General features: G+C 29.6%; 20 protein-coding genes. 15 read left to right on the top strand and 5 right to left on the bottom strand.

Going from position 1 to position 23,735, the window contains the following annotated elements:
* Positions 1 to 64: 64 nt before the first annotated feature.
* The 13 genes from gltB (at position 65) to L2Z92_RS04420 (ending at position 17,403) form a co-directional block, all read left to right on the top strand.
* On the top strand, positions 65 to 4,570 hold the full coding sequence (gltB, locus tag L2Z92_RS04480) for a glutamate synthase large subunit (RefSeq protein ID WP_236457646.1): 4,506 nt from the start codon (positions 65 to 67) through the stop codon (positions 4,568 to 4,570).
* Positions 4,571 to 4,574: 4 nt separating this feature from the next.
* Positions 4,575 to 6,041: a glutamate synthase subunit beta gene (locus tag L2Z92_RS04475; RefSeq protein ID WP_236457645.1), complete on the top strand. Its 1,467-nt coding sequence runs from the start codon at positions 4,575 to 4,577 to the stop codon at positions 6,039 to 6,041.
* Between the two features lie 41 nt (positions 6,042 to 6,082).
* Positions 6,083 to 6,448, top strand: coding sequence for an MmcQ/YjbR family DNA-binding protein (locus tag L2Z92_RS04470; RefSeq protein ID WP_236457644.1), 366 nt, complete (start codon positions 6,083 to 6,085; stop codon positions 6,446 to 6,448).
* A 122-nt stretch (positions 6,449 to 6,570) separates the two neighbouring features.
* On the top strand, positions 6,571 to 6,984 hold the full coding sequence (locus tag L2Z92_RS04465; RefSeq protein WP_236457643.1) for a response regulator: 414 nt from the start codon (positions 6,571 to 6,573) through the stop codon (positions 6,982 to 6,984).
* Between the two features lie 11 nt (positions 6,985 to 6,995).
* Positions 6,996 to 7,526, top strand: a complete 531-nt coding sequence (locus L2Z92_RS04460) for a heme NO-binding domain-containing protein (protein WP_236457642.1) — start codon at positions 6,996 to 6,998, stop codon at positions 7,524 to 7,526.
* A 3-nt stretch (positions 7,527 to 7,529) separates the two neighbouring features.
* A complete protein-coding gene (locus L2Z92_RS04455) occupies positions 7,530 to 10,223 on the top strand; it encodes a PAS domain S-box protein (RefSeq protein ID WP_236457641.1) in 2,694 nt (897 codons plus the stop codon).
* Positions 10,220 to 11,353: an FIST signal transduction protein gene (locus tag L2Z92_RS04450; RefSeq protein ID WP_236457640.1), complete on the top strand. Its 1,134-nt coding sequence runs from the start codon at positions 10,220 to 10,222 to the stop codon at positions 11,351 to 11,353. Before L2Z92_RS04455 ends, L2Z92_RS04450 begins: the two co-directional genes overlap by 4 nt.
* On the top strand, positions 11,353 to 12,390 hold the full coding sequence (locus L2Z92_RS04445; protein WP_236457639.1) for a sensor histidine kinase: 1,038 nt from the start codon (positions 11,353 to 11,355) through the stop codon (positions 12,388 to 12,390). The genes L2Z92_RS04450 and L2Z92_RS04445 overlap by 1 nt, the downstream gene beginning before the upstream one ends.
* Positions 12,377 to 12,694, top strand: a complete 318-nt coding sequence (locus L2Z92_RS04440; protein WP_236457638.1) for an Hpt domain-containing protein — start codon at positions 12,377 to 12,379, stop codon at positions 12,692 to 12,694. Before L2Z92_RS04445 ends, L2Z92_RS04440 begins: the two co-directional genes overlap by 14 nt.
* A gap of 20 nt (positions 12,695 to 12,714) precedes the next feature.
* Positions 12,715 to 13,422 carry a LytR/AlgR family response regulator transcription factor gene (locus tag L2Z92_RS04435; RefSeq protein ID WP_236457637.1) on the top strand — a complete coding sequence of 236 codons (708 nt, stop codon included), beginning with the start codon at positions 12,715 to 12,717 and terminating at the stop codon, positions 13,420 to 13,422.
* 865 nt (positions 13,423 to 14,287) lie between these two features.
* A complete protein-coding gene (locus tag L2Z92_RS04430; RefSeq protein WP_236457636.1) occupies positions 14,288 to 15,835 on the top strand; it encodes a tetratricopeptide repeat protein in 1,548 nt (515 codons plus the stop codon).
* A 94-nt stretch (positions 15,836 to 15,929) separates the two neighbouring features.
* The gene (locus L2Z92_RS04425; protein WP_236457635.1) at positions 15,930 to 16,694 is read left to right on the top strand and encodes a T9SS type A sorting domain-containing protein; all 765 of its coding nucleotides are present in this window, start codon (positions 15,930 to 15,932) and stop codon (positions 16,692 to 16,694) included.
* 196 nt (positions 16,695 to 16,890) lie between these two features.
* Positions 16,891 to 17,403, top strand: coding sequence for a hypothetical protein (locus L2Z92_RS04420; RefSeq protein WP_236457634.1), 513 nt, complete (start codon positions 16,891 to 16,893; stop codon positions 17,401 to 17,403).
* Between the two features lie 43 nt (positions 17,404 to 17,446).
* Here the strand turns inward: L2Z92_RS04420 and L2Z92_RS04415 are convergent, their stop codons facing one another.
* The 3 genes from L2Z92_RS04415 to L2Z92_RS04405 form a co-directional block, all read right to left on the bottom strand.
* A complete protein-coding gene (locus L2Z92_RS04415; RefSeq protein ID WP_236457633.1) occupies positions 17,447 to 18,037 on the bottom strand; it encodes a carboxymuconolactone decarboxylase family protein in 591 nt (196 codons plus the stop codon).
* Positions 18,038 to 18,110: 73 nt separating this feature from the next.
* Positions 18,111 to 18,725, bottom strand: a complete 615-nt coding sequence (locus tag L2Z92_RS04410) for a deoxynucleoside kinase (protein ID WP_236457632.1) — start codon at positions 18,723 to 18,725, stop codon at positions 18,111 to 18,113.
* On the bottom strand, positions 18,725 to 19,513 hold the full coding sequence (locus tag L2Z92_RS04405; RefSeq protein ID WP_236457631.1) for a hypothetical protein: 789 nt from the start codon (positions 19,511 to 19,513) through the stop codon (positions 18,725 to 18,727). The genes L2Z92_RS04410 and L2Z92_RS04405 overlap by 1 nt, the downstream gene beginning before the upstream one ends.
* A 135-nt stretch (positions 19,514 to 19,648) precedes the next feature.
* On the opposite strand from L2Z92_RS04405, the gene L2Z92_RS04400 reads away from it, so the two are divergent.
* Positions 19,649 to 20,539 carry a GLPGLI family protein gene (locus L2Z92_RS04400; protein WP_236458818.1) on the top strand — a complete coding sequence of 297 codons (891 nt, stop codon included), beginning with the start codon at positions 19,649 to 19,651 and terminating at the stop codon, positions 20,537 to 20,539.
* Between the two features lie 11 nt (positions 20,540 to 20,550).
* Here L2Z92_RS04400 and L2Z92_RS04395 read toward each other — a convergent pair whose 3' ends face one another.
* Both L2Z92_RS04395 and L2Z92_RS04390 read right to left on the bottom strand, forming a co-directional pair.
* A complete protein-coding gene (locus L2Z92_RS04395; RefSeq protein ID WP_236457630.1) occupies positions 20,551 to 21,225 on the bottom strand; it encodes a response regulator transcription factor in 675 nt (224 codons plus the stop codon).
* Complete coding sequence (locus tag L2Z92_RS04390) at positions 21,215 to 22,705, bottom strand: sensor histidine kinase (protein WP_236457629.1); 1,491 nt, start codon at positions 22,703 to 22,705, stop codon at positions 21,215 to 21,217. The genes L2Z92_RS04395 and L2Z92_RS04390 overlap by 11 nt, the downstream gene beginning before the upstream one ends.
* A gap of 120 nt (positions 22,706 to 22,825) precedes the next feature.
* Here L2Z92_RS04390 and L2Z92_RS04385 point away from each other — a divergent pair, with 120 nt between their 5' ends.
* On the top strand, positions 22,826 to 23,665 hold the full coding sequence (locus L2Z92_RS04385) for a GLPGLI family protein (RefSeq protein WP_236457628.1): 840 nt from the start codon (positions 22,826 to 22,828) through the stop codon (positions 23,663 to 23,665).
* Positions 23,666 to 23,735: the final 70 nt, after the last annotated feature.

Genomic DNA, 23,735 nt, shown 5'->3' with positions numbered 1-23,735 from the left:
CGAATTGTTCATCATAAATTAGTAGAAATCATCTAATAATGAACACGTTAAATAATTTTATCTTATGCTAAAAAAACAAGGACTCTATTTGCCAGAATTTGAACATGATAATTGTGGTGCTGGATTTATTTGTAGTTTAAAAGGAAATAAATCCAATGAAATAATTCATAAAGCATTAGAAATTCTTGAAAAATTAGAGCATAGAGGTGCTGTTAGTGCAGATGGAAAGACAGGTGATGGTGCTGGAATTTTAATTGATATTCCCCATGATTTCTTTGTTAAAAATTGTGATTTTAGTTTGCCAAAAGAAGGAGAATATGCAGTTAGTAATGTCTTTCTTCCAAAAAGGGAAAATCAACGGAATTATTGCATTGAAAAATTAGAACATTATATAAAATTACAAAAAATGGTGGTTTTAGGTTGGAGAGAAGTCCCTGTAGATGCTTCTGTCATTGGTAGAATAGCTTCTGAGACAGAACCTTTCATCAAACAAATTTTTGTAGGCAAACAAAATAATAATCAAGATGATTTTGACTTTAACTTGAAGCTATTTACAGCGCGAAAACAAACAGAGCATCATATCCATGATTCTAAACTTTCTGAAAGTACTCGTTTTTATTTGCCAAGTCTTTCAACTAAAATAATTATTTTTAAAGGTTTATTGATTCCCGAAGATATAAAATTATATTATAAAGATTTACAAGATCCTTCTTTAGTTACACGATTAGCACTTGTTCATCAACGTTTTTCAACCAATACTTTTCCTACTTGGGATTTAGCACAACCATTTCGATATATGTGTCATAATGGTGAAATTAATACACTTAGAGGAAACGTCTCTAGATTGTTATCTCGTCAAGAATTAATGGAAAGTGATTGGTTTGGAGAAGATATTAAAAGTTTGTTTCCAATAATATTGCCTGGAAAATCAGATTCTGCTCAAATGGATATGGTAGTTGAATTGTTACTAATGACGGGTCGTTCTTTACCTGAAGTAATGATGATGTTAGTGCCGGAAGCTTGGGAGAAAAATCCACATATGTCTGAAGCTAAAAAAGCATTTTACGAATATAATTCTTGTATTATGGAGCCTTGGGATGGTCCTGCATCTATTCCTTTTACAGATGGTAATTATATCGGTGCGGTTTTAGATAGAAATGGTTTGCGTCCTTCTCGATATACAGTTACTAAAGATGGTTTTGTTATTATGTCTTCCGAAACAGGAGTAATTGAAATTGATCCAAAGAATATTGAATATCATGGAAGATTAGAGCCTGGTAAAATGTTCTTAGTAAACATGAATCAGGGGCGAATTATTAATGATGAAGAAATTAAAGAAGATATCGTTTCTAAACATCCATATAGAAAATGGTTAGATAAAAACTTAGTACATCTAAAAGATATTCCTGCCAAGGAAGGAGAAATAAAGCATACAGAAGATCTTCTGGAAAAACGTCAGGTGCTTTTTGGTTACACTGAAGAAGATTTAAAAACGATTATTCTTCCTATGGCTCAAACAGGTAAGGAACCAATTGGTTCAATGGGAAATGATACTCCAATCGCTATATTGTCTGAAAAGCCTCAGTTGATATACAATTATTTCAAACAGTTATTTGCTCAAGTTACAAATCCACCATTGGATGGTATTCGCGAAAAATTAATTACAGATATAAGCTTAACATTAGGTAAAGACATAAACATCTTTAATATCAATGAAGACCAATGTCGAAAACTAAAAATTCAAAATCCAGTTATTTCAAAACACGATTTAGATAAGATTAAAAATTACACTAATAATCCTGATTTTGTGATAACTAATATCTCAATACTTTACGAAGTAAATAAAGGTTTAAACGAATTGGAACATTCGCTTACTAATTTGGTGAAACAAGCTTCAAAAGCAATTGATGATGGAAGTAACATTATTATACTATCTGACAGAGGAGTTAATAGTAAAATGGCTCCAATTCCTGCTTTATTGGCTTGTTCTTATGTTAATCACGAACTATATAAAATAGGTAAACGTGCAAAAGTAAGTATTATCATAGAATCGGCTGAACCTAGAGAAGTGCATCATTTTGCGTTGTTGTTTGGTTATGGTGCTAGTGCAATTAATCCTTATATCGTTAATGAAATTGTTTTTAAACAAGTCCAAGATAAAGAAATTGAAAATGTAGATTATATAGATGCTATTGTAAATTATAATAAAGCTGTAGGAATGGGAATTCTTAAAGTGATGAATAAAATAGGAATCTCTACATTAAATTCTTATCGTGGTGCGCAATTGTTTGAATGTGTTGGCTTAAATACTAAAGTAGTTGAAGCATATTTCCCAAACACTATTACTCGTATTCAAGGCATTGGATTAAGAGAAATTGAAAAAGAGATTTTTAATCGACATAAAAAGGCTTACGGGAAAGAAATAATAGAAGCTGATTTAGGATTGGATTTTGGAGGACAATATAAATGGAGAAGAAGTGGAGAAAAGCATGCTTTTAATCCATTAACCGTAGCTAAATTACAAGAATCCGTTAGAACTAATAAACACAGTACGTTTAAAGAGTATTCAACTTTGATAAATGAACAAGCTCAACATTTAATGACAATTAGAGGTTTGTTTGAGTTTACCAATTATGATCCCATTCCATTAGAAGAAGTAGAGCCATGGACAAATATTGTGAAGCGTTTTAAAACTGGGGCTATGTCTTATGGTTCTATTAGCAAAGAAGCACATGAGAATTTAGCGGTTGCTATGAATAGAATTGGCGGAAAAAGTAATTCTGGTGAAGGAGGAGAAGATGAAGAACGTTTTTACAAAGATTCAAATGGAGATTGGAAAAATTCAGCCATTAAACAAGTAGCTTCGGGTCGATTTGGAGTAACTTCGAATTATCTTACAAATGCTTCCGAAATCCAAATTAAAATGGCTCAAGGGGCGAAACCTGGTGAAGGAGGGCAATTGCCTGGACCAAAAGTAAATCCAGATATTGCTAAAACTAGAAACTCTACACCTTATGTAGGTTTAATTTCTCCGCCACCACATCACGATATTTATTCAATTGAAGATTTATCGCAATTAATCTACGATTTAAAATCAGCTAATAGAGAAGCAAGAATCAATGTTAAATTGGTTTCGGAAGTGGGAATTGGTACCGTCGCAGCTGGAGTAGCAAAGGCAAAAGGAGATGTGATTTTAATATCAGGTCACGATGGTGGGACGGGAGCAACACCTTTAACATCTCTAAAACATGCTGGATTACCATGGGAATTAGGTTTGGCTGAAGCCCAACAAACATTAGTAATGAACAACCTAAGAAATCGAGTAGTTCTAGAATGTGATGGCCAGTTAAAAACCGGCCGTGATGTAGCTATTGCTTGCTTACTTGGTGCTGAAGAATTTGGTTTTGCAACAGCTCCATTAGTAGCTTCGGGTTGTATTATGATGCGTGTTTGTCATTTGAATACTTGTCCAGTAGGAATAGCTACTCAAAATCCAGAATTGCGTAAGAAATTTGAAGGAAAACCAGAACACGTTGTGAATTTTATGTATTTCGTAGCGCAAGAGTTAAGAGAAATTATGGCACAATTAGGATTTAGAACGGTTAATGAAATGGTAGGTCAAGTTCAAAAATTGAACAGAAACAAAACGATAAAACATTATAAAGCGTTAGGTTTAGATTTATCGCCAATTTTACACCAAGTAAAAGTACCACAAGACACTAAATTATATAATACTGAATCGCAAGATCATCATTTAGAAAAATCATTAGATTTTAAAATCATTCGTCAAGCACATCCTGCTTTGTTTAGAAAAGAAAAAATAGTTTTGGAATCTAAGATTACCAATATGGATAGAGCTTTTGGCGCTATTTTAAGTAACGAAATTTCAAAAATATACGGTTCTCAAGGATTGCCTGAAAACACTTTGAAAATTAATTTTACAGGTTCAGCAGGGCAAAGTTTTGGAGCTTTCGCAACAAAAGGATTGACATTAGTAATTAATGGAAATTCAAATGATTATTTAGGAAAAGGATTGTCAGGTGCAAAATTAATTGTGAAAGTTCCTGAGGAAGCTACTATTGTTCCTGAAGAAAATGTAATTATTGGAAATGTTGCTTTATATGGAGCAACTTCTGGTGAAGTTTATATTAATGGTAAAGCTGGAGAACGTTTTTGTGTAAGAAATTCAGGAGCAACAGCAGTTGTTGAAGGAATTGGAGATCATGGTTGTGAGTATATGACAGGTGGAGTGGCAGTTGTTTTAGGAGAAGTAGGTCGTAATTTTGGAGCAGGAATGAGCGGTGGAATTGCTTACATATATGATGTTAATGGTACTTTTGATAAGCAATGTAATAAGGAAGGTTTGAATTTAGATTCTGTTGTTTTAGAAGAAGATGTTCAAGAATTAAAACAGTTAATTGAAAATCATTATAATGCAACAATGAGTCCTTTAGCCCAACGCATTTTAGAAAATTGGGAAAACCAATTATCAAAATTTATAAAAGTACTACCAGAAGAATACAAACAAGCCTTAATACGACTAGAACAAGAAAACCTTGTAAAGCAATAAGAATATGGGAAAGCCAACAGGATTTTTAGAATACGAAAGAATAGACGAGGACTATATTAAAGTTGAAGAACGTCTTCAAAATTATAATGAATTTACCATTCCACTTGAGGAAACCAAATTAAAATCACAAGGTGCAAGATGTATGGATTGTGGGATACCATTTTGCCATAGCGGTTGTCCATTAGGAAACTTAATTCCCGATTTTAATGATAAAGTTTATAAAGGAAGATGGAAAGAAGCCGCTGCAATTTTGCATTCCACAAATAATTTCCCGGAATTTACAGGAAGATTGTGTCCAGCACCATGCGAAGAAGCTTGTGTACTTGGAATCAATGAAGATCCAGTAAGTATTGAAAATATTGAGAAGAATATAGTGGAAACGGCTTTTAAAGAAGGTTGGATAGTAGCACATCCTCCAAAAGTAAGAACCGATAAAAGAGTAGCAGTAATAGGATCTGGACCTTCTGGTTTGGCAGCAGCCCAACAATTAAATAGAGCAGGACATACTGTTACTGTTTTTGAGCGTGATGCAAAAGTAGGTGGTTTATTGCGTTATGGAATTCCCGATTTTAAATTGGAAAAACAAATTATCGACAGAAGAATTGAAGTTTTAAAAGAAGAAGGCATTATTTTTAAAACGAATGCCTACGTAGGTAATAACATAAGCGTAGAAACAATAAAGGCCGATTATGATGCGGTTTTAATGTGTGGAGGTGCAACCGAAAGAAGAGGGATTCCTATTAAAGGAAATCATTTGAAAGGAGTGCATCAAGCTATGGAATTTTTAAAATTAAACAATCAATATGTTGATGGTTTAATACAATTTGATAAGGTTTTATCGGCTAAAGATAAAAAAGTAATTGTTATTGGTGGTGGAGATACTGGTTCCGATTGTATTGGAACAAGTAATCGTCATGGAGCTGTTTCTGTAACAAATTTTGAAATATTAACAAAACCAACTGTTGGTCGACCTGCCAATCAACCGTGGCCTTATTGGCCAATGAAATTGAAAACGACTTCTTCTCATAAAGAAGGTGTGGAACGATTTTTTAGTATTTCTACTAAAGAATTTTTGGGTGATAAAAAAGGAAATTTAGTAGGCTTAAAAACCGTTGAGGTAGAGTGGATTTTTAAAGAAGGAGAACGTCCTCAATTAATTGAAGTGCCAAATACTGAAAAAGATTGGGATTGTGATATGGTTTTGTTAGCGCTTGGTTTTACAGGAGCTGAAAAAACGTTAGCAGAACAACTAGGAGTTGAAATGGATTTCAGAACTAATATTAAAGCAACTGAAAAAGACTATGCTACAAACGTAAAAGGTATTTTTGCGGCAGGAGATATGCGTCGTGGACAATCATTAATTGTTTGGGCAATATCTGAAGGTAGACAAGTAGCCTATTATATTGATGAGTATTTGATGGGTAAATCTAATTTGCCGTTAAAAGAAGGTTTTGATTTGCCTAGAATTTAAAATTCATAAATTTTAAGTATCTTAGTTTTTTAAAATTAGTTATGAATATTCAACAATTATATGAGTTTTGCCTATCTAAAAATGGCGTAACTGAGCATTTTCCATTTGATGAAGATACATTAGTATTTAAAGTAGGTGGGAAAATGTTTTGTCTAACTTCATTGAAAAACTGGGAAAAAGGAACTCCTTCACTTAATTTAAAATGCAACCCAGAAAGAGCTTTGGAACTTAGGGCAAATTATGAAGCTGTGAAGCCAGGTTATCATATGAGTAAGGTACATTGGAATACTGTTACTTTTAATTCAGATGTGCCTAATAATTTGATGATAGAATTAATTAATCATTCTTATGAATTAGTTTATGGAAGTTTAACTAAAAAAACAAGAATGGAAATGGAAAAATCGTAAAAACCATTCGTCTATACTTTTTGTTCATTTGTCTATAGAAAAAGTGCTTCAGGCTTATATGTGTAAGCGTTCTGTTAAATTAATATTACTTTTGATATTGAAAAACTATACATATTAGCCATATGACGAAATCACTAAATATTCTTTTAATTGAAGATGACGCAATCGAAGTAATGAAATTCAATAGAGTTTTAAAAACTTTAGGTGCAAATCATAAGATTATAGAAGCAAACAATGGAGAGGATGCTCTTGCAGTTCTTAAAGAGAAAGAAATAATACCAGATATTATTTTTTTAGACCTAAATATGCCTAAAATTAGTGGTATAGAATTTCTTGAAATATTAAAAAACGATGAACAACTAAGGTATATTCCGTCTATTATATTATCTACATCAAGTAATCATAAAGATATTTTAGAATGTTATAAAATTGGTATAGCAGGATATGTTATAAAACCATTAAAATATGATGATTATTTAGAGCGAATCAAACGAATGTTGGATTATTGGAGCATAAACGAGCTCATTTCTCAATAATGTATGGGATTGTGAACAGAGCAATCCAGGAATTAGTTGTTGAAAATCATGGGGAAGATACATGGGACATCATTTTAAGAAAAAGTAGCGTAAATGTAGATTATTTTATAAGTGCAGAACCTTATGAAGATGCTATTACATTTAAATTAGCAAAAGCGACTTCTGAAGAAATAGGAGTTTCTTTAGAACAAACGTTAGTTGCACTTGGTGAATGGTGGGTCATTAAAACTACTTCAAAAAATTATCCTGGATTAATGAGCTCGGGAGGAGAAAACTTAAAAGATTTTTTATTAAATTTACCTAACTTCCATAATAGGATCATGTTAATGTATCCTAAATTGACACCTCCTGAATTTAAAATAAGTAATATTACCTCCAATAGTATTCACTTACATTATTTTTCAAAAAGAGAGGGGCTTCAAGAATTTGTTAGGGGTTTACTTCTTGGAATAGGTAAATTATATAATTCACCTATAGACGTAGATTTACTGCAAACCAGATTGGATGGGAGTTCACATGAAATCTTTAAAGTAAGTTGGTAAGTTATGGGAAAATTAGAATTTAAATTTGACGAAAATAGTTTCAATAAATTATATCCTTTTTATATTCTAATTAGTAAAGACTTGAAGATTATAGGACTCGGTAAGAGTATGAAGAAGGTTTGTAAAGATTTAAAACTTAATTCAAATTTTAATGATAACTTTTCCATAAGAAGACCACATTTAGATGCATTTAATTTTGAAAGTGTTAACGAATTAATAGACCAACTATCGGTTGTAGATTATACTAAAGATAGGTTGGTTTTAAGAGGACAATTTCAATTTCTTCAAGACGCAATTCTATTTGTAGGATCACCTTGGTTTGTTTCAATGGACCAAATTAGAAGTAAAAATCTAGTTTTTAATGATTTTTCAATAAGTGATCCATTGCTAGATTTGTTGCACATACTAAACAATCAAGAGCTTACAACAAAAGAACTAAATGAGTCATTGGTTACAATTAGTAAGCAGAAAAATAAAATAAAAGAAAGACAAGAAGAGCTAAATAGACTTTCCTTAGTAGCAAGTACCAATCAGAGTGGTGTTGTTTTTACAAAACCAGACGGAAAGATTTTTTGGTGTAACGATGCCTATCTTAAGCATACAGGTTATTCTATTGATGAAATAATAGGAAAAACACCAATAGAATTAGGTAGATGTGAAGCTACAGACAATGCACAACTTCACAAAATGATTCAACCTTTTTTTAAAGGAGAACCTTTTAGTTTGCAATTAGTTCACGGCCGAAAAGATGGCTCTTATTTTTGGACAAGAACAAGAGGACAGGCCATAAAAGATGAAAACGGAAAGTTTATAGAATATTTCGCAATTGTCGATGATATTTCAACCGAGGTAGAAGCAAGAACAAAAATTGTAGAATCAGAAAACAGATTGTCTACTTTAATCAAAAACTTAGAAACAGGAATATTATTAGAAGATCAGAATCGTAAAATTCTTCTTTCTAATAAAAAATTCTGCTCATTATTTTCAATAGATGCAAACCCAGATCAGCTAGTAGGACAAGATTGTAGTAAATCAGCCGAAGAGTCTAAATTTTTTTTTAATGAACCAGATAATTTTGTAAAAAGAATTGCTAAAATTCTAGCCGAAAAGAAAATAGTTCAAAACGAAATACTCTCATTGGTTGATGGAAGATATTTCGAGAGAAGTTATATTCCTATTTATGAAGAAGGAGTTTACAAAGGTCATTTGTGGACGTATACAGATGTTACTTTAAAAGTTAGGTATAATGAAAGTCTCGAAAAGGAAAAACAAAAGTACAGCAGTATAATTGCAAATATGAATTTGGGGCTATTAGAAGTAAATTTAGATGATGAAGTTACTTTTGCAAACCAAGCTTTTTGCGATATTAGTGGTTTTGCCTTAGAAGATTTATTAGGAAACAAAGCTTCTGGGAAATTTTTAGATGAAGAAAGTAGAGCGCTTTTAGAAGATAAAAATAAATTAAGAGAAGATGGTGTTTCAGATTCTTATGAAGTTAAGGTAACAACAAAACAAGGAAAAAAGAAAACGTGGTTAATTAGTGGTGCTCCAAATTACGATTTAAAAGGAGAACCTATTGGTTCTATTGGGATACATTTAGATATTACCGAACAAAAAGAGCAAGAAGAAGAACTTTTTTTACTTTCTTTAATTGCAGAAAAAAATATTAATGCAGTAATAATATGTAATAGAAACGGAGAGATTGAATGGGTAAATAAAAGTTTTATCACTATGTCTGGTTACACTAAAGAAGAATTGATAGGTAAAAAACCAGGATGTCTTCTACAAGGAAAAAACACATCCCTGGAAACTATAAACTATCTTAAAGAACAAATTAGAAAAGGACTTCCATTTAATTGTGAAGTTTTAAACTATTCGAAAAACGGAGGAGAATATTGGGTTAGTGTTCAAGGTCAAGCACTGTACAACAAGAAAGGTGAAATTCTTAAATATTTTGCTATAGAAGAGAATATTACACAACGAAAACTTCTTGAAATTCAACGTGAAGAATTGGTAACTAGTTTAGCAAGAATTAATCAAGAATTAGAAGATTATGCACAGATAGTTTCCCACGATTTAAAATCACCCTTAAGGAGTATTCATTCTTTAATTTCTTGGATAAAGGAAGATAATGATAAAGAGTTTAGCGAACAAACATTGCAATATTTATCAATGATTGAAAGTAAAGTTGAAAAAATGGATCATTTAATTCATGGGATATTAACTTATGCTAAAATTGATAAAGTAGATGAGGTGATAGAAGCTATTAGTATTAATGATATTGTGAAAAATATTATTGAAATGATAGATATACCTGAAAACATTCAAGTCATTATTAAAAATGAACTACCAACTATAGAAGCGGATAAGTTTCGAATGCAACAACTTTTTCAAAATATAATAAGCAATGCAGTAAATTATATTGATAAAGAAGAAGGTTTGGTCGAAGTTGATTTTTTTGAAAAAGAACATAGTTATGTTTTTTCAATTAAAGATAACGGACCAGGAATTGCTTTAGAAAATCAAGAAAAAATGTTCAATACTTTTCAATCTTTTACCAATAGTGAAAAATCTACAGGTTTAGGATTGTCTATCGTTAAAAAAGTAATTGAAACGTATAAAGGAAAAATTTGGTTAGAAAGTGAATTAAAGGTAGGAACTACATTCTTTATTAAACTAAAAAAACAACAACAATGAAAATTATTCAAGCGTCAAAATTAGAAGGCGAAAATTGGGAATATATTCAAGAAAAAATGGTTTTAAAAAAACCATTAGTCTTAGTTTTTGCAAATAGATATTTATTAGAAGATGAAAAAGTAATTGAAGATATTCGTAAGGAGTTTCCTTATGAAGACATAGTTTTTGGTTCAACTTCTGGAGAAATTTGTTGTTGTAGTGTTAATGATAATTCTATATCAGTTACTGCAATCGAGTTTGAAAAGAGTTCTTTTGTAGTTGAAAGACAAAATATCTTAGATTTTGATAAAAAAGCAGATAAATTAGGAGAAGAGTTATTTAAAAAAATACCAAAAAAAGGATTAAAACACTTGTTCGTATTGTCAGAAGGTAGCTTTGTAAATGGAAGTTCATTAATTCTAGGACTTGAGAAAAATATAGATGATATAGTTTCTATTACTGGTGGCATGTGTGGAGATGATGCTCGATTCGAAAAAACATTGGCTTCCTATAAAGAAAATCCGAAAGTTGGAGAAGTAGTTTTGATTGGTTTCTACGGAGAATCATTAGAGATTTCATTTGCTAGTCATGGTGGTTGGACTTCATTTGGCCCAGAAAGAAAAATAACCAAATCCAATGGAAATATTCTTTATGAATTAGATGGGCAGCCTGCTTTAGATTTATATAAAAAATATTTAGGAGAAAAAGCATCTCAGTTGCCACAAGCATCATTGTTATATCCTTTAAATGTAACACCAGAAGGGAAAGATAAACCTGTGGTTAGAACGATTTTAAGTATTAATGATACAGACAACTCTATGGTGTTGGCAGGAGACGTTCCTGTAAATTCTAGAGTGCAATTAATGATGGCTTCTGTCGATGCAATTGCAAGTGGAGCAGAAACAGCAGCAGAATTAGCAATGAAAGACAGGGTAAATAGACCAGAAATTGCTATATTAGTTAGTTGTGTTGGTAGACGGCTAGTAATGGACCAACGCGTAGAGGAAGAAGTAGAACAAGTAAGAGAGAGAATAGGAGATAAAGTTGCTATTACAGGGTTTTATTCTTACGGAGAAATGGCTCCATTTCATGGGAATAAATTTTGTGATTTACATAATCAAACAATGACATTAACACTTATAAGCGAATAATGAATTCATTATTAAAGAGACAAATTGAAAAGCATTTAAAAAACGGACTCAACGATATTGATCAGTTCTTCACAGCGGTAGATAATTCGTATGCTAATTTTGAAGAACAAATTGCAATGCTTCAACGCGCAATGAAAATTAGTTCAGACGAACTATACGAAGCTAATCAAAAATTGAGAGAAGAAGCAGATAGTTTAAAAGAAATAAATAGTAATTTAGAATTTGTCTTAGAATCAATGAGTTTAGATACTCAAACAACGGGTAAGTTAGAAGAATTCAGTAGTGCAAACTATATAAAGCAGCAAACACAAGAGATCGTAAAAATTAACAAGCAAAGAGAAGAATTGGTTATAAACCTTGAAAAGCAAAACAAAGAACTTAGTCAATATGCTCACATGGTTTCTCATGATTTAAAAGCCCCTCTAAGGAGTATTGATGCTTTAATTAATTGGTTTATTGAGGATAATCCTGAGTTTATAAATGAAAAAAATAAAGAATCGTTAGATTTAATCCTGTTTAATGTTGAAAAAATGGATTTGTTGATTGGAGGAATCTTAGATTATTCTTCTGTAGATACAAAGAAAACGGACGACAGACTTATAGATATTAATGCTTTAGTTCAAGAATTGGTGCAGACATTAGATGTGCCTAAGAATATTACCATAAAAATTGATAATGTACTACCTAAAATTTTCGGTAATGATTTTAGATTCAATCAATTATTTCAAAATTTAATTCAAAATGCAATTAAATACAATCGAAAAGAAGTTGGTTTAATAGAAATAGGATGTAAAGAAGATGAGAATGTGATAGAATTCTATATTAAAGACAACGGAATGGGAATTCCTGAACCGTATCATAATAAAATTTTTGAAATTTTCTCTAAATTAGAGAGTAACAATCAATCTTCTGGAATTGGACTTTCAATTGTGAAAAAAATTATAGAAATTTATAATGGTCAAATTTGGTTGGAAAGCCAAGAAGATATAGGAACAACCTTTTATTTCACTTTACCTAAAAACAATGGAAAAGCCTAATTTAAATTACATAAACGATCTGTCTGGAAATGATGAAGAATTTAAAGCAACCATGATTGGTGTTTTAAAGAAAGAATTGCCAGAAGAAATTAAAGATTATGATGAATATATAAAAAAGAACGATTTTTTTCAAGCTTCGCAATCCGTTCATAAGTTAAAGCATAAAATTTCTATTCTCGGTCTAGAAAAAAGTTATTATATTGCTGAAGAATTTGAAAACAATTTAAAAAGTAATTCTACTGCACTTCAAGAAGAATTTGAAAATTTTTTAAGGTTGATGATGAATTTCGTAAATGATTTATAAATAACTTAGAAACAATATAGATGAATTGCATTATTTTAGATGACGAAGAAATGGCAAGAGTAATACTTGAGCAAATGATTTCAAATCATCTCAATTTAAAACTTGTTGGTAGTTTTAGTAATGCAATGCAAGCAATTAAGTTCTTAAATCAAAATCAAGTAGATTTAATTTTTTTAGATATTCACATGCCCGATTTTACTGGTTTTGATTTTATACAGACCATTAAAAATCCACCAAATGTAATTCTTGTAACTTCCGATAAAAACTTTGCAATTGAAGCTTTTGAATATAAGTGTATTGTTGATTATTTAGTTAAGCCGATTGATGTGCCACGTTTTGATAAGGCAATTGTTAAAGCCGAATTAGCTCCTAAAAAGGATGGCTCTTCAAATGAAAATAAAGAAAAAGAAGACACAGTAAATGAATTCTATGTTAATATAGATAGAAGGTTAATTAAAATAGAAATAGCTTCTGTTTCAATAGTTGAAGCGAAAGGAGATTATATCTTAATAAAGACAGATGCTAAAAACTATACAGTACATTCTACATTAAAAAAAATAGAAGAAAAACTACCTAAAGATCAATTTTTAAAAGTGCATAGGTCTTATATTATCAATACAAGAAAAATTATTGATATAGAAGATAATAGTGTTTTAATTGGAAAAGAGGTAATACCCGTTAGTCGTTCCAATCGTCAAGAATTAATCAAAAGATTAAACCTGCTTTAAAAATTGTTTGTCTATACTTTAATGCAATTCATCTACACAAAGCATTGAATAGTCTAAAAATAAATAAATAACCTACAATACAGACTTATATTTGTAGTGTAATAATTGAAGAAAGAGAAAGTTTATTAGTAAACTTAATTTTATAGTAAATATGTTGAGTTGATAAAATTGATTTAAAGAAATAAAAATATACCTAGAGTTGAATTAGATTTACAATTATTAACTACATTGACAATCTTGTTTATTAATGCTATAATTAACAAGGAACAACAAAAAACCTCGCAAATCTGTGAGGTTTTTTGTTGTCTATTTACTACAGAAGACAGCTCCATTTAATAGTTTTAATTTTGGAATTCCTTAGGTCTAATTCATCTTGTTGTATTAAATAATTTGATTTAAAGCGATACCTTTAAATTTATTTCGAAGTCGATTTCAAGTCTTAATTTCTAAATATATTGTTTTGCTTTTTTTTACTTTATAGATAAAAGACTATGTTTATAAATTCTGTGATTATTTTTATTAGAATTATTTTTTTATCACACTTTTGTGATTGTTTTTTTGGATCAAAATAAAGTATCACGTTTTTGTGATAAACATTTTTTAATTTAAAAAATTATCACAGTTATTACTTATACATAAGAATTGTGAGGACACAATAGTAATGAAATTATTGAAGTTTATACACATGTAATATCAAGGGTTCTCAACAAAAGTAAAGTCCATTTGATGATTTGTAATTATTTATTATTTTTGAATAAATTAAAAAGTATAACGTTAAGATTTATTCGTCTGATATTATTGAGATTACACCTAAGTTGTTGGTGGTTTTATTGCACCGAGTTCTAAAAAAAAACAGATTTTATTCATGAAAAAATATTTGCTCTTATTACTTCTTAACGCTGTTAATTTAATTTCTGGACAGGATATTACCTTGCAAAAAGCTTTGTTAGAATTTAATAAAGATAAGCTCAATTTAGAGAAAATAATAAAAATTGAAAATGCGCTTTCGAAATCACCAAATGACACATTAAAAGTAGAAGCATTGTATACTCTTGGAAAAGCTTTTTCTAGAATTGAAAGATATGACAAATCTTTTGATTCCTATGCAAAAGCTTTAGTTATAGCCAACCAAATAAAATCGGATGAACAAATTGGACTAGTAAACCAATTATTAGGTAATCTTCAGTTTAAATTAGGCAATTTTGATAAAAGTGAAGCTTTGTATAAAACATCTTTGCTAAATTTTACTAAAGTGAATAACGTTAATAGAATTGCAAAAGTAAAAGTAAACTTAGCTTTAATAGATATTAAAAAAGGAAATATAGAGAAAGCATTACATTCATTAATTGAGTTAAGCAAAGTTGAAAATTTTAGTCAAAATGCAAAATCAATTATTTTAATGTCAATTGGAAATATCTATTTAGAAAAATATTTAGACCCAAAACAGGCAATAGAATATTATCAAAAGAGTATTGCTTTACTAAATAGCACACAAAACATAAATTTAATTTGTAGTATAAATCAAAATATAGCAGAAAGTTATATCGATTTAAAACAATATAAAGAAGCTTTGTTATACAATAAAAAGAGCGAAACGTTTTTAAAAATTGAAAGCAACAATGAACTATGGGCTACACTTTATTTGTTTTATTCTGAAATTTTTGAAGGTCAAGGAAATTCTGAGTTAGCATTAAAAAATTATAAGCTGTATCAAGAATATCAAAAAAAAGTTGATGAATCTAAAAATTCATTGCTTATCGAAAATCTAGAAGTTCTCAATCAGCTTAAAAATAGTGAAATTCAAAATAGAGTTAAAGAACAAAAAATTCAAATCTTAAAAATTGAAAAATCTTTAGCCACAACTAAAATTTATGTATTACTTCTTTTAATTTTAATAACATGCTTTTTGATTTATTCAATAATAAAAAAGCAAAAAATTAAAATAATCAAATTATATAATAGAGCAATTCAATTTCAAAATAAACTTAAATATACAGAAAACAAAACAGAAAAAATAATTTTAAATGTACATCATAACAACGATTTTATAAAGCATTTTACATGTAGATTAAAAGAAGTTTCACATGATATTAATGATGAAAAAGTTAAAAAAAATCTTAATTCATTAATTTTTGATTTACAGAATAGTAAATTATCGAATGAAAAAAATGAAGAGTTATATAAAGATATTTCTTCTACATTTTTATATAGGTTAGAAAAAACATATCCAACACTAATAGAAGAAGAGCGGAAAATATGTGCTTTAATTTTTCTTAATTATAAAAATAAGGAAATTGCGACTTCATTAAACTTGTCATTACGCAGTGTTGAAAATCATAGATACAGGATAAGAAAAAAAATGAATATAGAAACAAATGTTAGTTTATATAGCTGTTTTCAGGAACTTAGCTAATGTTTTTACTGATTTGAGTAGTTTTTGAGTAGTCTTTTTTTTTGAAATAATTAACGGCTAAATACATTTGCGCTTTAATTTTAAAACTTAAATCATGAAAAAAATTATTTTATTCTTAAGCCTTATTAGTTTCTCTTTAGCTCAGGCAACAATCATTGTAAAAGACATTCCAGACTTTACGTTTTCACCAACAAACACTTTATTCAATTTTGACTTTAATTCTGATGGAACAATTGAATTTTCTTTTGAGGATTTGAATGGAGTTAGTACATTCTTTAATGCCAACGATGTAAATTTTGTTAGTTCGGGTTCTATTGATAGTGGTTATGGTTGGGACGTGATGAAGTTTTTAAGTGAAGGCAGCACTATAAGTAATTTAAGTTTGTTTGATGCTCAAGGGGATGCTTACATCAACCCAATGTGGGCAAATGCAAATGATATTTTTCCAGCTGGAGACTCTTATATTGGAACTAAATTCAAGATTGGGACTACTACTCATTATGGATGGATTCTAATTAGCTCTACAGGAGGAGCTACAGGAACCATAACTATAAAAAGTTATGCTTATAACAACGTGCCTGACGCTAGTATTACTGCTGGGCAAACAACATTAGGACTTAATGATTTTAATGCTGATTTTGAGGTAAAAATATATCCTAATCCAACAACAGATTTTGTATTTATTAAAACTGAAAAAGATCTAAACTCAATTTCTGTGTATAATGCAAAAGGAGAAATGATAATAGCAAATGTTAAAAACAATAGAATAGATTTCTCTCTATTATCTTCGGGTATCTATTTTTTGAATTTTGTTTCAGATGATAATAAACGTTCAAGTATTAAACTGATAAAGGAATAATTTAGAAAAAAGTCAACTCTTTCATAAAAACCTTTAATAGCGAAGTTTTCGTTAGGCTTGAAAGTCAATTTTATAACGGTAGCGAAAAAACAGAATAATAAAGTGAGTATTGAATGGAATTAATTATAGATTCATAATGTTATAGGTTTTTTTGAGCAACTAAATAAAAGACCTACATTTATAATAAAAATAAAAAGTGATACGATATATTGTAATAATAGCGTTGTTTCTGTCTATTAATAATTGCTTCTCTCAGGATAGCACTTATGTTTTTCATAATAGAACACATTTTGATAATATTAAAACCAACGATATTCGCTTGGGAATAGGAATTAATCACACATTCTATTCAGAAATAGGCTATGCAAAACACCTTTCTAATATTGGTGATACAGGATATTTTTCAAGAGGATATTATGTGGCAGTTGAATGGTTGCCAAAAAGCCCTAATTTTACAGATGTTTACGCTATAAAAGTAGGATATGAAGTATCTGCTTTCCTTCTTCATTTAGGAATGGAAACAAAATATCAAACAGATTTTGATGAAACAGATTTTGTAGTTACACCTAAGATAGGGTTTGGATTGTTTAGTTATGTTTCTCTGTCTTATGGATATACTATTTCAACAAACAAATCACCTTTTGAAAATGTGTCAAAGAATCAATTTTCTTTAATTTTTAATATTCCAGTACGAAAGAGAACTAGATAAAAAAAGAGGCAATACATTTGAAATAATTGCCTCTTTTTTAGTTTTATTGATGTTTTCCAACTTCCCAACCTGTTTTTCCTAGGTATTGATTTCCGCTGTCTATTGCATCTTCTTCAAGTGTTGTGCCCATAGAATCATTCCATCTATTTAGATATCCGAACAAAGAAATTACACCTAGCATTTCTACAATTTCTCCTTCGTCCCAATATTTGTATAACTCGGTCTTGATATCTTCAGTTACTGCATTTGGTACTAATGAAGCTGCAAGCGAAAAGTCTAAAGCAATTCTTTCTGCATCAGTAAAGGCAGTATGGGTTTTGTATTCCCAAATATTATCTAGTTTTTCTTGGTCTGCTCCATAGCGTTCTGCAGCTCGTATAGCATGTGCTTGGCAATAACGACAACCTGTTGAGTTGCTGCTTACCCATGCAATCATTCTTTTTAAAGAAGAGGTTACTCTTCCTTGGTTTTCCATAACGGCTTTATTAAGATTAATAAAAGCCTTGGAAATTGCAGGACGATGTTGCATTGTTAATACTGAATTAGGGCAAAAACCTAACGTTTCATTAAAGAAATCGGCTAATTCTTTTGTTTCTTTATCGTGATCGGGTAATAATGGTGTTACTAATGGCATGTTTGTCTAATTATATTTCTACTAAAATAATAAAATGCCACGAATGTGGCATTAAAAAGTAGTGTTAAATGTGTTAAAACAATCCGTTTATCTCAGCATCAATACGATTTATGATACTTCCTAGATCTTCAGGATTGTCTACGAAATTAATATTATCAACATCTATTATAACTAATTTTCCTTTGTCATATGTTTCTATCCAAGCTTCATAGCGCTCGTTTAGCCTGCTTAAATAATCAATAGAAATTGTATTTTCATAATCTCTACCTCTTTTATGAATTTGATTTACTAAATTAGGAATTGAACTTCTCAAATAAATAAGTAAATCAGGAGAACCAACTAAGCCTTCCATTAAGTCGAATAAAGACTTATAATTATTGAAATCTCTATTTGTCATCAATCCCATAGTATGAAGATTAGGTGCAAAAATATGCGAATCTTCATAGATGGTTCTGTCTTGAATAGTAGTTTTTCCGCTTTCTCTAATTTGTAAAACTTGTCTAAATCGGCTATTTAAAAAATATATTTGTAAATTAAAACTCCAACGTTCCATTTTATGGTAAAAATCATCTAAATAAGGATTGTCAACAACATCTTCATAATGAGCTTCCCATTTAAAATGTTTTGCAAGTAACTTTGTTAATGTGGTTTTACCTGCTCCAATATTTCCAGCAACTGCTATATGCATTACGGTAATTGTATTTTATAATTAATAACTTTATCAGTGGTAAAAATAGATAAAATTCCATTTTTATAATAGAAATTATCAAATGAATTTTGTGAAATAATAATTTCATACGTAAGCTCACTCACTATGTCTTTGTAATAAAGCTTGTTTTCTTTCTTATAAATGTAATTTTCTTTGTCTGTTAATTGAATAAAATCAAAATCAGAAGCTCTATCTAAAAAACTAATTTTTCCAAAAACTGAAATTTTATTAATGTCATTGTTATTATCTACCCAATAAAAATAATTGTAATTGGATTGGTAGTATTTTATTCTATTAGATAATAATGGAGTAGAAATGAATTTTATAGTGTTTGTGTTAAAATGATATAAGCCTATTTTTTGAGAGAAAGAATCAAAAAACCATATTTGATTTTGTCCTGCTTGTCCAACAGCTTCAAAATTGATAGGTTGCTCTAAATGATTTCCGTTAAGTTTATAGGTCTCACTTAATTGATTATCGAGTAACACTATTGTATTGAAATTTCTATAGAAAAGTAATGTTTGTAAAGGATTGTAAGTGTTTACCATCTCAATTTTTCCTAATGAGAAATTATTGTACTCAAATTCTTTTTGTTTTGTACTTTTAAACAAAGAGGTGCTCTTTTTATAATATATAGCATCAGAATTATAAGCATACACAACATCAAAGTCAAGATTTAAAGAATCTGTTTTTTTTGTTTTTATGCTTTCTTGAGAAAAGAGAGCAGTAGTAAATTGAAAAGTAAATAGAAATAAATTAAACTTCATTTAATATTTGAATTAAACCTTTTTGAAGAAATGATGTCTAAAGATAATAGTTTTTGTTCTATATTAGTGAAAATTACTGTAACAAATAACATATTTAATAGTCTATTATTTAAAGATGAATTAATTCTAGCAATGATGAAAAAAATAATTATTACGTCCTTATTATTCGTTTCTGTGTTTTTGAATGCGCAAAACTTTCAAGGAATGGCAGTGTATGAGTCGAAAACAAGTACGGCAGAAATGATGAAAAACTTTGGTGGTAACAGGGAAATAACACCTGATATGCAAAAGAGGATTGAGGAGAATATGAAAAAGATGTTTGAAAAAACATTTGTGCTAAATTTCGAAAAAACGGCATCCATCTATAAAGAAGAAGAAAAATTAGAAGCTCCTGGTCAGCAAGGTGGTGGAAGAATGATGGCATCTATTATGGGAGGTGGTGGAACACAATATAAGAATGTGAAAGAAAAAATGTATGTTGTAGATAAAGAGTTTTTTGGAAAAGAATTTTTAATAAAAGACACACTTACAAACTATAAATGGCAAATGTCTTCTGAAAGTAAGAAAATTGGAGAATATACTTGTTTCAAAGCGACAGCTGTGGTTAAAACAGACGCTTCTGACATGAGGAATTTTAGAATGAGAGGAAATAAGGATAAGGAAGAAAAAGCAAAGAAAACTAAAGATTCCATTGATGCGTCGAAGAAAACTAACTTTCTAAAGGAAGACTTTGAACAGATAAAAGAAAAAACAATTACAGCATGGTATTGTCCAGAAATACCAATTAATCAAGGTCCAGATAAATATTGGGGATTGCCAGGTTTAATATTAGAAGTGAATGATGGAACTACAGTTTTGTTATGTTCTAAAATCGTTATGAATACTAAAGATAAAGCTGAAATTAAAGCAGCAACTAAAGGAAAAGAAGTTACGCAAACGGAATATGACGACATTGTAATGAAGAAAATGGAGGAAATGAGAGAAATGTATGGTGGACAGCGTGGCGGAAGAGGCGGGTTTCATTAATCATAACCCTTCTATTCAATTAATTTATAGCCTCGACCTCTACTGTTGATAATTTCAACATTAGGGTCGAGGTTTAATTTTTTTCTAAGTTTGGTTATAAATACATCCATACTTCGTCCGCTAAAAAAATCATTGTTCTCCCAAACAGTGTTTAAAATGGTTTCTCTGTTGATTATTTCTCCTTTGTTTTGAATCAATAACTCTAGTAAAGAAGCCTCTCTATTTGTTAGTTTGAAAGTTTTGTCGTTGTACTTTAAAACTTGATTTTCAGTGTTAAACTCATATTTTCCAATGTTTAACGTGGTTTTCTTAACGGTTTGTTGGTTTCTATTTGTTAAAGATATTATTCTAACAATTAATTCTTCAATGCTAAATGGTTTTTTAATATAGTCATTACATCCAATTTTAAAGCCTTTAACAACGTCTTCGGTTTGCGATTTAGCAGTTAAAAAAAGAATAGGTATTTCTTTATCAATTTTTCTAATTTCTTCTGCGAGTGTAAAACCATCTTTTTTAGGCATCATAATGTCTAGCACTAAAGCATCAAAAGAATGTTTCTTGAAAATTTCGAAAGCAAGCTCTCCATTTTCGCATAAAGTGACAGTAAAGTTTCTGTTTTCTAAACTTTCTTTAACAATCAATCCTAAAGAGGATTCATCTTCTGCTAATAATACGTTAAGATTCATATGGCAAAGTAATTCTAAAAGTGGTTTCGTTTGTTCTAATTAAAGTTATTGAACCACCATGTTTTTCTATTATGATTTTTGAAAAATAAAGACCAATTCCATAGCCTTTAACATCGTGAACGTTTCCTTTAGGTATTCTATAAAATTTATCGAAAACAGCTTTTTCTTCATTTTTCGAAATTGTGTTTCCATTATCGGTTATGTCTATAATGATGTTTTTGTTAGCAATTAGAGGCGTTATAGTTATAATTTCTCCTCCATATTTAATTGCGTTGTCAATTAGATTTGAAAATACGTTTTCAAGATAGAAAGCATCTCCATAAAAAGACAAATCATTTAATTCATTTGATAAAGAAATTTCTTTATAGGTTATTGTTTTGTGCTTTTCTACTATTGCGCTTATAAAAGGAATTAAATCCAATTGTTCACGATTAAGCCTAAGTTCTTCAGTGTTTAATGTGGCTGTTTCTAATATTTTTTCAACCATGCTTTCCAATTTAGAAAGCTGATTTATGGAAATTGAAATGTATTTTTTGTTTTTCTCAATGTCATTTGTAGGGTTGAAATTGCTCATTCCTTCTAAGGCTGTTGAAATAGTAGTTATTGGCGTTTTGAATTCGTGAGTAATGTTGTTAATGAAATCGTTTTTTATTTCATCAATTTTTTTCTGTTTGTTAATGATGTGTAACATGAAAAATAAACAACTAATAATTGCAATTAGGAAAATTAAAGACAAGAGAAGTTCGCTTCCCATTCTTTGGAAAAGCAATGAATTAGAATGGTTAAAATCTAATAACATTGTTTCAGAAGGTTTAAAAAATGATGATTTTGGTTTTAAATTCAGAGTGAGTTTTTCTTTCGTTGTGGAGAAATTATTGAATAAAGTGTCATTTTTTAAATGTCTAAACCCATAATTTAAACGAATATTTTTGCGTTTTAACTCGGTTTTAAAAATCGAATCGACAACGTTGTACTTTATAGAATCGCTAGAAATTGTAATTACAAAACGATTTGGAAACTGTTCAATACCTCCAATTTCATCTTGGGCTTTTTTTCCTCTTAATACTTTTATTGAAGTGTTTTTCGGAAATGCATTTACTTTTGAATCCTCAATAAAGATTTGAGTGTCAATTTTCATGTTGTTATCTTCAAAAGATTCAATGAATACAGTGTCTGACGTTTTACTTTTCTTAGGTTTGTTGGTTTTTATTAATGATTTAAAAACCGAGTCAAGTACTATACTTTTAATGAAATCTCTAGATTTAAGTGTTTTGTTGTCACTAATAAAACTAATCATTTCGTTTTTAGATTCTTCATTAAAATAGATTTCTAAAGATTTATCATAAGCAATTTGAATTTCATTAGAAAGCCTATTCTTATTAGAAATATAGTTTTTATAATTCCAATATACTTGTAGGCATATTGTAGCTACAATTATAATACAGATAAAGAAAAATATTTTTCGGATACTTATTTTCATTTTTCAAAAGTAAGAACTATTTGTTTAGATAGTAGCTCGTTAACATACGTTAACAAAGATTAACCCATTGTTAGTTTTCGTATTCTTTAGTTTGTAGTGTTAATTTAAAAAACAGAAAAAATGACACGATTAATAATAAGTTTACTAGTTGTATTTTTTACAATTCTAAAAAGTAATGCACAGAATTTTCAAGGAAAAGCTATTTACTCTTCAAAAACACAAATGGGAGATTTGGATATAAAGAGTGATGGAATGTCGCCAGAAATGTTAGATCAAATAAAAGAGAAAATGGCAAAAGCATTTGAGAAAACATATGTTTTAAACTTTAATAGGTTTGAATCTGTTTATCAAGAGGAAGAAAAATTAAATGCTCCTTCAGGAAGTAGTTCGGTAAATTTTGTTACTGTTTTTTCAGGTAGTAATCGTTCTAAAACCTATAAAAATCTTAAAGAAAAAAAGTATGTATCGGAAGAAGATATTTTTGGGAAAGAATTTTTAGTAATGGATTCGTTACCAAAAATGAATTGGATTATGGAAGGTGAACAGAAGAAAATTGGGAATTATACATGTTATAAAGCAAAAATAATTATTCCTGTTACCGACGAGGATAGAAAGGAAAGAGAGGAGTTATTGAATAAACAGAAATCGAATAAAACGGCTTTTATAGTTTCAGGAGATTTAAAAGAACAAGTAATTGAAGCGTGGTATACATTAGATATTCCAGTTTCAAATGGTCCAAGTAAATACTGGGGATTACCAGGTTTAATATTGGAATTGCATGAAAATGAAACGACCTATTTGTGTTCTAAAATAGTCTTGAATATTGAAGAAGATCTAAAAATTAAAGCCCCTAAATCGGGTAAAAAAGTAACTCAAAAAGAGTTTGATGAAATTAAAGAAGAAAGATTGAAAAAAATGATGAACGATGATGGTGTAATTGAAATAAGTATAGACCACTAATTAAACCTTTTTTGAATTTAATTGTCAAAGTGTCTTATGGTTTGTAACAAACAATTGAAATAATCGACTT

It is taken from the genome of Flavobacterium jumunjinense (assembly GCF_021650975.2).
Taxonomy (GTDB): domain Bacteria; phylum Bacteroidota; class Bacteroidia; order Flavobacteriales; family Flavobacteriaceae; genus Flavobacterium; species Flavobacterium jumunjinense.
Note: the sequence above shows the minus strand (reverse complement) of the source record. Positions and strands in the feature narration are given on the sequence as shown.